We start from the raw sequence: 14,095 nt of genomic DNA, 5'->3' as shown, positions 1-14,095 counted from the left end.
CTTGCCCCATTGCGGACTTGAGTGTCCGCTATGAAAGGAAATCTAGCCTGTTTTTTCGTTAATCACCACGCTCTATGCTCGGTGGCGACAGCATGGGCTGACTACCTGGAGTAATAAAGATGAATGAATACGGATCCTCTGCCAACGCGATTGACGGCGCGATAGAGCAAGCCTTGCGTGAAAAACGATTGGTTGGCGCGGTCGTTTTGGTGGCGCAGGGCGGTGAGATCGTTTATCACCGCGCGGCGGGCATGGCAGATCGCGAAGCGGACAAGCCGATGGCGCTCAATACGCTGTTTCGTCTGGCCTCGGTATCCAAACCGATCGTGTCCACGGCGGCGCTGGCATTGATGGCGCAAGGCGCCATGCGGTTAGACGATCCGATCACCCGTTGGCTGCCGAATTTTCGCCCGCGGCTGGCGGACGGCACCACTCCGTTGATGACGCTACGGCATCTCATGACCCACACCGCCGGACTAAGCTACCGTTTTTTCCAGCCGGAAGGGGGATTCTATGCCCAGCTGGGCGTCTCCGACGGCATGGATGAAGCGTCTGTCAGCCTGCAGGAGAACGTGCGGCGTATTGCCTGCGCCCCTTTGCTGGCTCCGCCCGGCGCGGCGTGGCGCTATTCCATCGCCACCGATATCCTGGGCGCGGCGATCGAACAGGCGAGCGGCCTGCCGCTGGCGCAGGCAGTAAAAAAATGGGTGACCGGGCCGCTGGCGATGACGGATACCGATTTCCTGGCGGTGGATCCCGCACGTTTGGCGGCCGCTTACGCCGATCATCCCGGCGAGCCGCGCCGTTTGCGCCAACCGGATCATTTACCCTTTATCGATGGCAGCGCCGGTTTTCATCTGTCGCCGGCGCGAGCGTTGGATCCGTTGGCTTACGCCTCCGGCGGCGCCGGCATGGTCGGTTCGGCGGAGGATTTCCTGCGCCTGCTGGAAACGTTGCGCCAGGGGGGCGGGCAGGTGCTGCCGGCCGAATGGGTGACGGCACTGACCACCAACCAAATCGGCGATCTGCCGATGCCGTTTTGGCCGGGGCGCGGTTTCGGCCTCGGCATTACCGTACTGAAAGACCCCATCGCCGCGCAAACGCCGGAGTCCGTTGGCAGCTGGCGAATGGGCGGCACCTATGGCCACTCGTGGTTCGTCGATCCCGCCCGGCAACTGAGCGTGGTGGCGTTTACCAACACGGCGCTGGAGGGCATGTCCGGCGCCTTTGTCGGCGAGATTTGTCAGGCGGTCTATGCCGCGACGGGAGCGATGTCATGCGTCTGATGCCACCGATTTTCTTCATCGCGCTGGGGCTGTTCGGCGTTTACTGCATCGAGTTTGGCGTGGTGGGCATTTTGCCGCAGATCATCGCGCGGTATGGCATCTCCACGGCGCAGGCCGGCTGGCTGGTCGGGATCTTCGCCCTGACCATCGCGCTGCTCGGGCCGCTGTTGGTGCTGCTGGCGTCGCGATTCAATCGCAAACGCATGTTGTTGATCGCGTTGACCGTGTTCGCGGCGGCCAGCGCGCTGTCCGCTCAGACGGACAGCTTCGCCATGCTCATGTTGCTGCGCATTGTGCCGGCGCTGTTTCATCCGATCTATTTTTCGCTGGCCATGGTGGCGGCCGCGGCGCTTTATCCCCCGCATCTGGCCACCAAAGCAACCGCCTATGCGTTTATCGGTACCAGCATGGGCATGGTGTTGGGGATACCGTTGACGCAATGGATCGCCGGGCAGTTCAGCTATGAAGCCTCGTTCCGGTTCTGTGCCTGGGTCAATCTCCTCGCGGCGGCGGGATTGCTGATGCGGTTGCCCGACGTCGCCGTTCAACGCCTCAGTTATGGCAAACAGCTGATGATCCTGCGCAGTGGGACGCTGTGGCTGAATATCATCACCTGCGTGCTGATCTTTGCCGCCATGTTCGCCGTCTACGCTTATGCGGCCGAGTACCTCAGCCGTGAAGTCGGCATTGGCGCCGCCGCCATCGGCTTTCTTCTGGTGGTGTTCGGCGTGGGCGGTGTCGCGGGCAATCTGTTGGCCGGCAAGGGGTTGAGCCGCCATCGTGCAGTGACGGTGCTGCTGCACCCGCTAGCCTTGATTGCGGCTTATGCGCTGCTGTATCGCTACGGTAGCGCGAATATCGGTTCGATGACGGCGCTTTGTCTGTATTGGGGAGCGGCGCACACCAGCGGTTTGATCGTGACGCAGATCTGGCTGACATCCGAAGCGCCGCAGGCGCCGGCGTTCGCCACCGGGCTGTATATCGCCTTTATCAATTTGGGCGTGGCGCTGGGCTCACTGGCGGGCGGCTGGTTCATCACCGCGTGGGGGCTACAGGGCAGCCTGCTGTGCGGAGCCTTGTTCGCCGCGCTGGCGGTGATTACGATCGCCGCCAGGCTGCGGTTGCAGCGGCAGACTACCGTTGCGTTGCGTCGATCATCGCCATCACCTGCCGAAACATCGCGCTTTCCGCATCGGCCAGCTCGTTGACCAGCGTAAAGTGATTGCAGTGGCGGTCGGCCAGCAACTGAACGTCGAGGCCGCGCGCCAGACAGGCGTCATAATAGGCCTGCGTCTGGTTTTTGAAGCCTTGCGTTTCCCGCTGGCCGACGTCGAGCAGGATCTGCGGCGCATGCTCTTTCGCTGGCAGCAGAAACAGCGGGCTGAGGGTTTGCGCCTGTTCGGGCGTCAGGTGCAGCCAGTCGTTGATGTAGATATCGCACAGCGGGCGTAGATCGTAGAGGCCACTCAGCGCCAGCGCGCCTTTGATCGCGTCGGGCGGCAGGCGATAGCGTTGCTGCCAGCCGTCGGCGATCAGCATGCCGCACAGGTGGCCGCCGGCCGAACTGCCGCTGACGAAAATGCGCGCCGGATCGATGCCGAAAGGCACCCCATGATGATAAAGCCAGGCGACGGCGCTACGCACCTCGTGCACGATCTCCGCCAGCGTCGCTTCTGGCGCCAGCGTGTATTCCAGCGTGGCGACGGCCACGCCGCGCTGGGCAAACGCGGCGGCCATCGAACAGGCTTCCTCTTTGCGCTGCGAATGCCAGTAGCCGCCATGAATAAAGATCAGCAGCGGGGCGGGCTGCGTGCAAGCCGGGAACAGATCGAGGCGCTCGGCGGCGCTCATGCCGTAACGCAGATCGTAAATGCCGGGCGTCTGTGCCTTGGCGCGCTGGGCCAGCGCGGCGTATTCCGCCATGCAGGCGTCAAAATCCTCCACCGACGCGCGGGCGTTGTATTGCACGGCGCGCGCGTTCAGGTTTTCAAACGTCAGATCGATGTTCATGCCTTTCTCCTGATTGTTATGCGTTCTGCCTCCATCATTGTCCTGGCGGCGAAAAGATGTTTGATCTCCTGTGCGCGCAAATGCGTCTTCTCTGATGCTGTTATCTGCTGTATATTGCTGCTTTATGCTTTTTACTGCGGGAGTGACCCCATGCACAAAGCGGCACGACAGCGCCATTTACTGGATTTGCTCAGCGAACGCGGGCAGGCGGCGGTGGCGGAATTGGCCAGCGCCAGCGGTGTTTCGGTCGATACCGTGCGCCGCGACTTGGCCGATCTCGAGCGGCAGGGGTTGGCGCAGAAACATCACGGCGGCGCGATAGCGCTCGAACCGTCCGGCATGCCGCGCCAGGCGCGCGCTGCGCTGTTGCCGCAGGTCAAGCAGCGGCTTGGCCGCGCGGTGGCCGCGCAGATCCCGCCCGGCAGCACCCTGATGCTGGATGCGGGCAGTACGCTGTTGGCGGTGGCGCAGGCGTTGCGCGGCCCGGCGACGGTGATCACCGCTTCGCTGGATATCGCGCAGTGCCTGAGCGACAGGCCGGAGATCAACCTGATCTTGCTCGGCGGCCAGTGGGATGCGCGCCAGCGGCTGTTCGCCGGCAGCGCCACGCTGGCGTTGCTGGAACGCTACCGCGCGGACATCGCTTTGCTGGGCGCCTGCGCGGTGCATCCTCAGCTGGGGCTGAGCGCCGGCGAAGAGGCCGATGCAGAGGTCAAACGCGCCATGCTGGCCAACAGCGGCGAGCGCTGGCTGGTGGCCGACCATATGAAGCTGGATCGCTGCGAGCCGCATCACGTGGCGGATCTGCCGCAGATCCAACGCCTGTTTACCGATCGCCCGTGGGATAACCTGGACGAGCAATCAATGATTGAACTTTGTGTCGCCGACGACGACCGCTAGAGGAGAACACTGATGAACGATAACGCTCAACCGTTGCAGGTGGCGCTGATTGGCTACGGCTTTGTCGGCAAGGCGTTTCACGCGCCGCTGATCAACGCCGTGCCGGGGCTGGAACTCAGCGTGGTGGCTTCGCGCGATGCCGCCAAGGTACATGCCGATCTGCCGCACGCGCAGGTGATCGCCGATCCGCTGGAGGCCATCCGCCGGCCGGAGGTGGATTTGGTGGTGATCGCATCGCCGAACGACACCCATGCGCCGCTGGCGCTGGCCGCGCTGGAGGCGGGCAAGCATGTGGTGGTGGATAAGCCGTTTACGCTGGATTTGGCGCAGGCGCGCGCGCTGATTGCCGCGGCGGAGAAGCACGGCCGCCTGCTGTCGGTGTTCCAGAACCGTCGCTGGGACAGCGATTTCCTGGGGGTGAAACAGGTGATCGAGCAGGGGCTGATCGGTAAGGTGACGCACTTTGAGTCCCATATCGACCGCTATCGCCCTGAAGTACGGGTGCGCTGGCGTGAACAAAACCTCCCAGGCAGCGGGCTGTGGTTCGATCTGGGGCCGCACATGGTCGATCAGGCGCTGCAGCTGTTCGGTTTGCCGCACAGCGTGCAGGCCAACATCGCCACGTTGCGCCCCAACGCGCAGATTAACGACTGGGCCCACGTGGTGCTGAACTATCCGACGCACCGCGTGATCCTGCACGGCAGCATGCTGGTGGCGGGCGGCGTCTCACGCTTTATCGTGCACGGCGAGAAAGGCAGCGTGGTCAAAGCGCGCGCCGACGGGCAGGAGAGCCAGCTGCTGGCCGGCGTGACGCCGGGTTCGGCGGAGTGGGGCAAAGACGACGACGCGATGAGCCTGTTTATCGGTACGGAGCCGGTGCGCACGCTGCCGACGCCGGATGGCGATCAGCGCCAGTATTACTTCCAGGTGCGCGATGCGTTGCGCGGCACAGGCGCCAACCCGGTTACCGCGGCGCAGGCGTTGGCGGTGATGGCGGTGCTGGAAGCGGCCACCCTGGCGGCGGAAACCGGTGTGACTCAGCCGTTGCCGCTCACCGAGGCGGAAATCGCCGCCTGGTAACGGCTCGCGTCAGATAAGGCGTCAGGCGCATGGATACAGTGCATGCCATGCGTCTTCCGCCATGCTAACCCCTGACATAGGCTTACCGGCAGTCTATGTCAGGAGTGTTCATCATGTTATCCCACCCTTCGCCGCAAGGCGTCCGCGGCATACTGGCCGCTCTTTCTCTGAGCATGCTGCTGTCATCGCTTGGCATCAGCATTGCCAACGTCGGGCTGCCGGCGCTCGCCACTGCGTTCCATGCCTCGTTCCAGGCGGTGCAGTGGGTGTTGCTCTGCTATTTGCTGGCCGTCACCACTTGCATTATCGGCATCGGCCGTTTGGGCGACAGCCTCAATCGTCGCCGCCTGCTGCTGGCGGGCATTGCGCTGTTTACCGCCGCTTCGCTGGCTTGCGCGCTGGCTCCGCAACTGTGGCTGTTGCTGGCGGCGCGCCTGGTGCAGGGGCTGGGGGGCGCAGTCATGATGTCGATCGCCATGGCGCTGGCGGGCGAGGTTCTGGGGAAGGAAAAAATCGGCCGCGCGATGGGGCTGCTCGGCACTATGTCAGCCGTGGGCACCGCGCTGGGGCCGTCGTTGGGCGGCGCGCTGATCGCCGGTTTCGGCTGGCGGGCGATGTTCCTGATCAACCTGCCGCTGGGGCTGCTGGCGCTGTGGCTTGCCTGGCGATACTTGCCGAATGGGCCGCGCGCGGCAACGCGCGCGGAACTGTTCGATCGCGCCGGCACGTTGCTGCTGGGCGGCGCATTGCTCTGCTATTCGCTGGCGATGACCCTCGGGCGCGGCGACTTCGGCGCGCTTTAACCTGGCGTTGATGTTGGGGGCACTGTTGGCGGGGGCACTGTTTATCCCGCCGTGGAACCGCCGCGCCGCATCGCCGCTGCTTGCGCCGTCGATGTTCCGCCATCCGGCCCTGACGGCGGGGCTGGCGGCCAGTGCGCTGGTGATGACGGTGATGACCGCCACGCTGGTGGTCGGGCCGTTCTATCTGTCGCGGGCGCTGGGCTTAAGCGCCGCGCAGGTCGGGCTGGTGATGTCGGCGGGACCGGCGGTGGCGATCCTGACCGGCATACCGGCCGGCTATCTGGTGGATCGCTTCGGATCGCAGCGCATCGCCCAGTTTGGGCTGACGGCGGTGGCCGCAGGCGCGGCGTTACTGTCGCTGTTTAACCGTTGGGGCGTGCTCGGCTATATCGCCCCCATCGCGCTGTTGACCGCCGGCTATGCGCTATTTCAGGTGGCCAACAACACCATGCTGATGAAGGATCTATTTCCTGAACGGCGCGGGCTGATCGCCGGCATGGTGAACCTGTCGCGCAATCTGGGGGCGATCACCGGCGCGTCGGCGATGGGGGCGCTGTTTTATCTGGCTTCGCAGCAGGTCGCGGGCACTGCGACCGCAGCTGCTTACGGCATGCGGGTGACCTACGGCGTGGCGGCGCTGTTGGCATTGGCGGCGTTGCTCATCGCCTTCGGCGGCCGCCACCTGATGCTGCGTTACGGCGCGCGCTGAACCGCGTAGCGTTCTTGCACGAAACCGTTGTCCGATGAAGTGACGGCAAGCAGGCGCAGGCGCTGCTCCTGGCCATCGGCGCCGAATAAGGGGATACCGCCGCCCAGCAGCAGCGGCACGCGCGTAATCGTCAGTTCGTCGATCAAGCCTGCCTGCAGGAAGCGCTGCACGGTCTGGCCGCCGTCGATATACAGGTGACGGCAGCCTTGCTCGGCCAACTGCGCCACGATGGCCGCCGGTTCGCCATTCATCCAGCGAACGTGGCCCGTTGCGTGCGGCGCGGGCGGCTGCGTCGACAGCACCACCACCGGCAGTGCGCCATAGGGCCACTCGGGAAAGGCGCGGACTTTATCATAGGTATGGCGGCCCATCACCAGCGCGTCGATGTCGGCGACAAACGCTTCAAAACTCAACCCATTGAGCAGCGAAACCGCATATTCGGGCCGCAGCAGCCAGTCGATGTCGCCGTCCGGTCCGGCAATGAATCCGTCTACGCTGGTGGCGATGTAAACCGAGCATTTCATCAGGCGAGATCTCCCCGATAAACCACATGCACCTTGTTGCCGTCGGGATCGCGCAGGTAAGCGCCGAAATAGCCTTTGCCGTAGTGCGCGCGCTCGCCGGGCTCGCCTTCACTGCTGCCGCCCGCCAGCAGACCGGCGGCGTAGGCGCGTTTAACCGCCAGCTCGTCGGCGGCGAGGAAGGCCAGCATGCTGCCGTTGCCGGCGCTGGCGGGCTGTCTGTCGAAGGGTTGGTAGGCGTAAAAACGCGGCAGCGTTTGGCCTGGCATCACCCAGCAGCGGGCGGCGGGGCCGCCGTCCGGCGTCACTTCCCGCCGTTGTAAGCCCAATGGCAACAGAATGGCGTCGTAGAACGCGGCGGCGGCATCCAGATCGCTGACGCCGACGGTAATATGGCTGAACATGGCGCGTTTCCTTCCCCAAGAGAGAATAATGAACGCCTAAAACAGTAGCAGCGATATCGCAGGATGGACAGACCGCCGTGGAGGATTCGGATTAGGGACGCGCGCAGGTGTAGCGCGCTTCACGGTTCGCGGGGCAGGCCGCCGTTCAATTGCTCTCGACGCGCGGATTGGCGTGGGTCGGCTGGCTGGGATAATCCACCTGATGCTTGTGCAGATAATCGCGGATCAGCTGACGCACCACCTGAGAAGGGGTGACGTCCTGCTGCAGGCACAGCTCTTCCAGAGCTTTCTTCTTGTCCGGGTCAATCAGCACCGTTAGCCGCGCCGTTTTCTTTTCCATCAGGATCCTCCAGAGAATGATGACTGAATGATAATACCATGTGGACGAAGCGGCCAGCCAGACCGCGTCGCCGCTCGTTCTTAGCGGAAATGCAGCCGTTCTATTTTGCGTGACAGGTAGCCGAGTTCGCAGTTGAACAGCTCGCCGCTGCCGGCGGCCAGCGTGCGCAGCGTGCTGAGCGGCAACGTCACCTGCGCCGGCGTGGCGTAAATGATCACGTTGCCGCTGGGGGCGACGCAAAATAATACGGTGCCGAATATCCGGTGCAGGCTGTGGTACAGCAGGCTGTTTTCATCGGGCAGATCGTGGTAATTGAGCACCAGCCAGCCCCCGTCGTTCAGCCGCGCGGCGCAGTTTTCCAGGAATGTCTGGGTGCCTTGCTGCGGATCCATGGCGAACGCCGAATAGAGATCGGAGAAAATCAGATCGTAACGCGTCTCGGCGGGCGGGCGCACAAAGTCCATGGCGTCGGCGGTACGCAGGCTGATGGTGTCGGTGGCCGGCAGCGTAAAATAGCGGCGCGCGACGGCGATCACCGCGGCGCGCAGTTCAACCACGTCCAGACGCATGGCCGGATCGAGCGCGTGCAGCGCACGCAGCAAGCTGCCGCCGCCTAACCCCAGGATCAGCGCCGAGGTCGGCGGCTGCCAGGCCACCGCCATCAGCATCGCTTTGATGTAGTTGTGGATCGGCTGCGCGGGGTTGCTGAGGCTCATCTTGCTTTGCTCGCAGATGCCGTCAAACCGCAGCGTGCGGTAGTCCTTGTGATCGGAAACGATGATTTCGCCCCAGGCGTCGGTTTCGCGAGCGATCACCTGGCCGCGCGGGGAAAAATCGAGGGTTCTGAGTAAGCTGTCAACCAGAGACATGGTATTCGCAGGTTTCCTTTGGCAAGCGGCCTATTTACGGGCGCACATGAAATCGGCGGTGCAAATGCGCCGGCCATCGATGCTGGCGCGGCCGGTGAAGCGGGCGATCGCGCCCCGCCGGCGTACAAAGGCGACCTCCATCAACACCTGGTCGCCGGGACGGGCGGCGCGATAAAACCGCGCCCGCTGAATGGAAGCGAAGTAGTAATGTTCCCCTTCATTCAACGCCCCGAGATAATAATGCGCCAGCAGCCCGGTGCTTTGCGCCAGCGCTTCCACCAACAGCACGCCGGGAAAACCGGCGAAGTGCGCATGGCCGTTCCAGAACGTCGGCTCATTGGCGGTGATGTTCTTGATGGCGCTCAGCCGGCCTTCGGCAATGCAGGTGCCGGCGGGCAGCACGCGATCGACCAACAGGCAGGGATAACGATGAGGCAGAATCGCCTGAATATCGTTGAATTGCAGGGGGTGACCGTTTAATGGCATGGAAGTGCGTGATCCTGTCTGCGGCGAATCCGGTGCGGTGGCCGGCGTTCGGTCCATAATGAGTGTAATGACATTATAATAAAATTATCATCAGATGTGCCAGATGAAAGACATGACGGCGGTGACGGTTGGGGAACCGCGAAGGAGGGGAAGACACCCGATCCTGACGATCGGGCGTGGTGGCGCGTTTAGTGCTTGGAGCGGGTCACCTTGTCCAAATAACCCATCACGAAGGCGGAGAGCACGAAGGTGAGGTGGATGATCACATACCACATCAGCTTGTTGTCGGGCACGTTCTTGGCGTCCATAAACACCCGCAGCAGGTGAATGGAGGAGATGGCGACGATAGATGCGGCGACCTTGTTTTTCAGCGAGGTGGCGTCCATTTTGCCCAGCCAGCTCAGTTTCTCTTTCCCTTCGGTGATATCCAATTGCGAGACGAAGTTTTCATAGCCGGAGAACATCACCATCACCAACAGACCGCCGACCAGCGCCATGTCGATCAGCGACAGCAAGGTCAACACCAGATCGGCTTCGGTAACGGCAAAAATATTTGGCAGGACGTGGAGAATTTCCTGAAAAAACTTGATCGACAGGGCGACCAGAGTGAGCGAAAGGCCGAAATAAACCGGCGCGAGCAGCCAGCGGGAGGCGTACATCGCGTTTTCTAGCAAGCGTTCCATCATAAAATTGTTTTAAATGCGTAGCAAAAAGGGCGCTCAGTATAGCGCAAGAGGCCTGGGTGAAATCAACCGCTTGCGCCAGCAGAGGGCGCTATCAGGCCACTACGCGCGCCGTTTTGCGCCCGCTGCGGATCCACAGCGCCACGGCCCCCGCCGCCGTCGCCAGCGCCACGACGCCCGGCCAGCCCGCGCTTGCCAGAATGCGGCTGCCGAGGGCGGCGCCGGTCGCCATACCGATGAACACGCCGGTGAACAAGAGGGCGTTCAATCGGCTGCGGGCTGCCGGATCGAGACCGTAAACGATGGTTTGGTGCGCGATCAGCGTAGCCTGGATGCCCAGGTCGAATCCGACGGCGCTCAGCGCAATGAGCGCCAGTTGCGCCGGGAGCGGCAACAGCGGCAGCAGAAACATCAAGGCGAAGGAGGCCAGAACCAGTCCCGCGCCGATACGGGTCACGACGTAAGGGCCGTGCCGATCGGCCAGACTGCCCGCCAACGGCGCCGCCAGCGCACCCGCCGCCCCCGCCAGGCCAAACGCGCCGGCGGCCGCGCTGCCGATCTGGTAGCGCTCCGCCAGCATCAACGCCAGCGTTGACCAGAAAGCGCTGAAGCCCAATGACAGAAAGCCTTGCGCCAGCGTTGCGCGCCGCAGCGCGGGATACTCGGCCCACAGATGTCCCAGCGAGCGCAGCAGCGCGGGGTAACTCAGCGTGTTATGAGGGCGAAGACGCGGCAACATGCGCCAGATCGCCAGCGTGATCGGCAAAACGCCCAGCGCCGCGAGTGCGTAGACGCTGCGCCAGCCGGCGTACTCGGCGAGCGCGCCGCTGAACACCCGCGACAGCAAAATGCCGGCCAATAGCCCGGTCATCACTGCGCCGACGGTTTTGCCGCGGCTGGTCTCCGGCGCCAGCGTGGCGGCGGCGGGGATAATGTCCTGCGCGACGGTGGCGGTCAGGCCTATCGCCAGGCTGCTGAGCAACAACAGCGGGAACGAGGCAGCAAAAGCGCAGAGTAACAGCGTCAGCGTCAGCAGCGCGCCTTTTACCAGAATGATCCGCCGGCGATCGTACCGGTCGCCGAGCGGCGCCAACAGTAAAATGCCCAGCGCATAGCCTAACTGGGTCAGCGTCGGCACCATGCCGGCATCGGCGACGCCGGCGTGGAAATCGGCGCCCATCATGCCAAGCATGGGCTGGCTGTAATAGATTGACGCGACGCTGAGGCCGGCGCCGGCGGCCAGCAAAAATACGACGTTGGCGGACGGTGCGCCGTGGGTGGTGGCGGTGCTCATGGCAAAAATTCCTGTAAGGTGAATGTGCGGTCATTTTTACCGCTTGCTTCATGCCGCTGTAGCCCCCTCGCAGGTAAAACTGTTATACACTCAACGTATGAATAAAATTAACTTACCTAACGGCGACCGCATAACTTTGCTGCATACGCTGGTGCGCATCGTCGAAAGCGGCAGCCTGTCGGCGGCGGCGCAGCAGCTGGGCACTTCGCAGCCGACGATCAGCCGACGTCTGCAGGCATTGGAACAGCTGCTGGGCGCCAAACTGATCCAGCGGACCACCCACGCCCTCAAACTGACCGACGACGGCGAGCGCTGTTACCGCCAGGCGCGGGGGCTGATCGAACAATGGCAAAGCCTGGAAGAAGGGCTTGGCGGCGCGCGCGACGAACCGGTCGGCGTGTTGCGCGTGCGGGCGCCGCACGCATTCGGCCAGGATCAGCTGATCGGTCCGTTGGGCGAGTACTTGCGGCGCTACCCGCAAACTTACGTTGAGTGGACGCTGAACGATCATTCTCCGGACTTTATTCCCGAGGGGGTGGATTGCGCCATTCACGTCGGTGCGGTGACCGATCCGTCGGTCGTGGCGGTGTTGCTGGCGGAGGTGCCGCGCAGCACGGTGGCGTCACCGGCGCTGTTGGCTGAACGACCGGCGATCGTCGATCTCGACGATTTGGCCTCATTGCCGTGGCTGGCGGTAAACAGTTTTTATCGTAATGAGGTCGTCTTGACCCACGCGACCAGCGGTGAACAGCGGCGTTTCGACATCGCGCCGAGGTTGAGCACCGACAGCCTTTATGCGGCGCGCAAGGCGGCGCTGGAAGGGCTGGGCGTCGCGATCGTGTCGTCTTGGGTGGTGAAAGAAGAATTGGCGCAAGGTGCTCTGCAGACGCTGTTACCCCTGTGGCGAGCTGAGCCACTGCCTATTTACCTGTTGTATCCCTACGCCAGCTATTATCCCGCGCGTTTACGCAAATTCATGGAAATGATGAAAGAAACGATGCCGCGCATTCTCGGCGCGCAGCCGCCGACGGGGCGCTGACGGCCTTCAGTGTCTGGCTTTTTTACCGTCGCTGTGGCCGAGAGAACGATCGGGGAAGCTGTGATCGCGCAGCCGCTGCTTTAACTGCGCCGCATCGGGGAAGCCGCCGTCAATCTTGCGATCCCAAATCATCACGCCATCGACGCTGATTTGGTAGACCCCGCCGGTGCCCGGCATCAGGGTGACGGAGGCGAGATCGTCGCCGAAGGTGTTCAGCAGCTCTTGCGCCATCCAGCCGGCGCGCAGCAGCCAGTTGCATTGTGAACAGTAGTGAATCGTAACGGCGGGTGCGTTTTTCATCGTTGATCGACCGGTTAGTGGTGACGGCTTGCATCAGCCTGCGGGCTCGCAAGCGATGGTGGCTGTGTATCGCCAAATAGTCAAGCGCCTGCTGCGGCCAGAGCGACAAGGGGAGCCGAGTGTGCATCACGGCCGCTTGCTTCCGGCAAACCATTCAACCCCGCGCAGCATGCCAGCCCAGTAAAACCGGGGTAAAAACCAGGCTTTCAGCCACCAGGCCATACGGCTGGGCTGGGTTGCGTCGAGCAGTGGAAACGTGGGCAGCAATTTACCGTCATAGCCAAACTCCGCCAGCACAACTTTGCCTTTCTCGACCGTCAATGGACAGGAACCATAACCATCATAATGGGCTGTGAGAGGCGTGCCATGAATACGTGCCGCGACGTTTTCCGCCACCACCACCACCTGCTTTCGCGCTGCCGCCAGGGTTTTGGCGTTTGGCGTTGAGCAACAGTCGCCTACCGCAAAAATATCCGGCCAATGCTTATGTTGCAGCGTCAATTTATCCACATCGCACCAGCCGGCGCCATCCGCGAGTCCGCTTTGCGAAATAAACGCCGGGGCTGATTGAGGCGGCACCACGTGAAGCATATCGAAGGGCAGGGTTAACTCGCGTTTTTCTTCTTCATTTGTCTCCACGGCAAATATCGCTTGCCGATTTTCGCTATCTATACGGATTAAATTATGATTGAAGTTGACCTGTGCACGGTATTTTTCCAAATAGCCGCTCAGCGGGGGGACAAATTGCGGAATGCCGAAAACCGCCGTGCCCGCAAGGCAGAAATTGACGTTAATATTATTCAGAACGCCTTGCCGCCGCCAATGATCGCATGAAAGATATAAGGCTTTTTGCGGCGCGCCGGCGCATTTTATGGGAAGCGTGGGTTGGGAAAATATCGCCTTGCCGCCTTGCATCTCCCGGACCAGTTGCCAGGTGTATTCTGCAAGATCAAAGCGATAATTAGAGGTGATGCCGTTAAATCCTAACGTCTCTTCAAGGCCTTCTATTTTATCCCAACGTAAAACAAGGCCGCAGGCAACAATAAGGAAATCATAGCTTACGCGTTTACCCTGACGGGTATCGATATATTTTTCATTGGGATCAACCCTGACAACGCTGTCCTGGAGCCATGAGACGCCAGAAGGAATAACATCGCGCATGGCGCGCTGCGTTTTATTGATATCAAAGAGCCCGCCGCCCACCAGGGTCCATGCCGGCTGGTAATAATGACAGTCATTGGGTTCAACGACAGTTATATCCGCATCTTTAACTCGCTTCCTTATGCTTGCGATGACGCCGATGCCAGATGAACCACCGCCAATAACAACAACTTTCTTCAGGGTGTTTATTTTTTCTGGTTTCATGCAGGT

15 protein-coding genes and 1 pseudogene are annotated in these 14,095 nt (G+C 62.1%); 6 read left to right on the top strand and 10 right to left on the bottom strand.

Features of this window, described 5'->3' with window-relative positions; translation table 11 throughout:
* Positions 1-119: 119 nt before the first annotated feature.
* The gene (locus L085_RS16675) at positions 120-1,286 is read left to right on the top strand and encodes a serine hydrolase domain-containing protein (RefSeq protein WP_044031260.1); all 1,167 of its coding nucleotides are present in this window, start codon (positions 120-122) and stop codon (positions 1,284-1,286) included.
* Positions 1,277-2,494, top strand: coding sequence for an MFS transporter (locus tag L085_RS16670; protein ID WP_044031259.1), 1,218 nt, complete (start codon positions 1,277-1,279; stop codon positions 2,492-2,494). The genes L085_RS16675 and L085_RS16670 overlap by 10 nt, the downstream gene beginning before the upstream one ends.
* Here the strand turns inward: L085_RS16670 and L085_RS16665 are convergent.
* Positions 2,421-3,296, bottom strand: coding sequence for an alpha/beta hydrolase (locus L085_RS16665; protein ID WP_044031258.1), 876 nt, complete (start codon positions 3,294-3,296; stop codon positions 2,421-2,423). The genes L085_RS16670 and L085_RS16665 overlap by 74 nt on opposite strands.
* A 150-nt stretch (positions 3,297-3,446) precedes the next feature.
* Between L085_RS16665 and L085_RS16660 the strand changes: the two genes are divergently transcribed.
* From L085_RS16660 to L085_RS16650, 3 genes and pseudogenes are all read left to right on the top strand, one after another.
* Positions 3,447-4,196 (top strand): DeoR/GlpR family DNA-binding transcription regulator, encoded by a 750-nt coding sequence (locus L085_RS16660; RefSeq protein WP_044031257.1) that lies wholly within the window; start codon positions 3,447-3,449, stop codon positions 4,194-4,196.
* Positions 4,197-4,208: 12 nt separating this feature from the next.
* Positions 4,209-5,276: an oxidoreductase gene (locus tag L085_RS16655; RefSeq protein WP_044031256.1), complete on the top strand. Its 1,068-nt coding sequence runs from the start codon at positions 4,209-4,211 to the stop codon at positions 5,274-5,276.
* Between the two features lie 113 nt (positions 5,277-5,389).
* Positions 5,390-6,788 (top strand): annotated as a pseudogene (locus tag L085_RS16650) (MFS transporter).
* On the opposite strand, the gene L085_RS16645 reads toward L085_RS16650, so the two are convergent.
* The 7 genes from L085_RS16645 to L085_RS16615 form a co-directional block, all read right to left on the bottom strand.
* On the bottom strand, positions 6,773-7,312 hold the full coding sequence (locus L085_RS16645; RefSeq protein WP_021504579.1) for a dihydrofolate reductase family protein: 540 nt from the start codon (positions 7,310-7,312) through the stop codon (positions 6,773-6,775). The pseudogene L085_RS16650 and the gene L085_RS16645 sit on opposite strands and share 16 nt — an antisense overlap.
* The gene (locus L085_RS16640) at positions 7,312-7,713 is read right to left on the bottom strand and encodes a VOC family protein (RefSeq protein WP_015377846.1); all 402 of its coding nucleotides are present in this window, start codon (positions 7,711-7,713) and stop codon (positions 7,312-7,314) included. The genes L085_RS16645 and L085_RS16640 overlap by 1 nt, the downstream gene beginning before the upstream one ends.
* A gap of 145 nt (positions 7,714-7,858) precedes the next feature.
* Complete coding sequence (locus L085_RS16635; protein ID WP_004928567.1) at positions 7,859-8,053, bottom strand: ribbon-helix-helix protein, CopG family; 195 nt, start codon at positions 8,051-8,053, stop codon at positions 7,859-7,861.
* Between the two features lie 80 nt (positions 8,054-8,133).
* A complete protein-coding gene (locus L085_RS16630; protein WP_004928565.1) occupies positions 8,134-8,922 on the bottom strand; it encodes a fused MFS/spermidine synthase in 789 nt (262 codons plus the stop codon).
* Positions 8,923-8,952: 30 nt separating this feature from the next.
* Positions 8,953-9,408, bottom strand: coding sequence for a 3-hydroxyacyl-ACP dehydratase FabZ (fabZ, locus tag L085_RS16625; RefSeq protein WP_004928563.1), 456 nt, complete (start codon positions 9,406-9,408; stop codon positions 8,953-8,955).
* 188 nt (positions 9,409-9,596) lie between these two features.
* Positions 9,597-10,091 (bottom strand): TIGR00645 family protein, encoded by a 495-nt coding sequence (locus L085_RS16620; protein WP_004928561.1) that lies wholly within the window; start codon positions 10,089-10,091, stop codon positions 9,597-9,599.
* A 94-nt stretch (positions 10,092-10,185) separates the two neighbouring features.
* Positions 10,186-11,385, bottom strand: coding sequence for an MFS transporter (locus L085_RS16615; protein WP_044031255.1), 1,200 nt, complete (start codon positions 11,383-11,385; stop codon positions 10,186-10,188).
* A gap of 97 nt (positions 11,386-11,482) precedes the next feature.
* Between L085_RS16615 and L085_RS16610 the strand changes: the two genes are divergently transcribed.
* On the top strand, positions 11,483-12,424 hold the full coding sequence (locus L085_RS16610; RefSeq protein ID WP_015377850.1) for a LysR family transcriptional regulator: 942 nt from the start codon (positions 11,483-11,485) through the stop codon (positions 12,422-12,424).
* 6 nt (positions 12,425-12,430) lie between these two features.
* Here L085_RS16610 and L085_RS16605 read toward each other — a convergent pair whose 3' ends face one another.
* Together L085_RS16605 and L085_RS16600 are read right to left on the bottom strand one after the other, a co-directional pair.
* Entirely contained in the window at positions 12,431-12,724 is a 294-nt protein-coding gene (locus L085_RS16605; RefSeq protein ID WP_004928553.1) for a SelT/SelW/SelH family protein, read from the bottom strand.
* Positions 12,725-12,850: 126 nt separating this feature from the next.
* Positions 12,851-14,089 (bottom strand): FAD/NAD(P)-binding oxidoreductase, encoded by a 1,239-nt coding sequence (locus tag L085_RS16600; protein ID WP_044031254.1) that lies wholly within the window; start codon positions 14,087-14,089, stop codon positions 12,851-12,853.
* Positions 14,090-14,095 lie beyond the last annotated feature (6 nt).

It is taken from the genome of Serratia sp. FS14 (genome assembly GCF_000695995.1).
GTDB classification, from domain to species: Bacteria; Pseudomonadota; Gammaproteobacteria; order Enterobacterales; family Enterobacteriaceae; genus Serratia; species Serratia nematodiphila.
The sequence above is the reverse complement of the archived record's forward strand: the minus strand, read 5'-3'. Positions and strand labels throughout refer to the sequence as shown.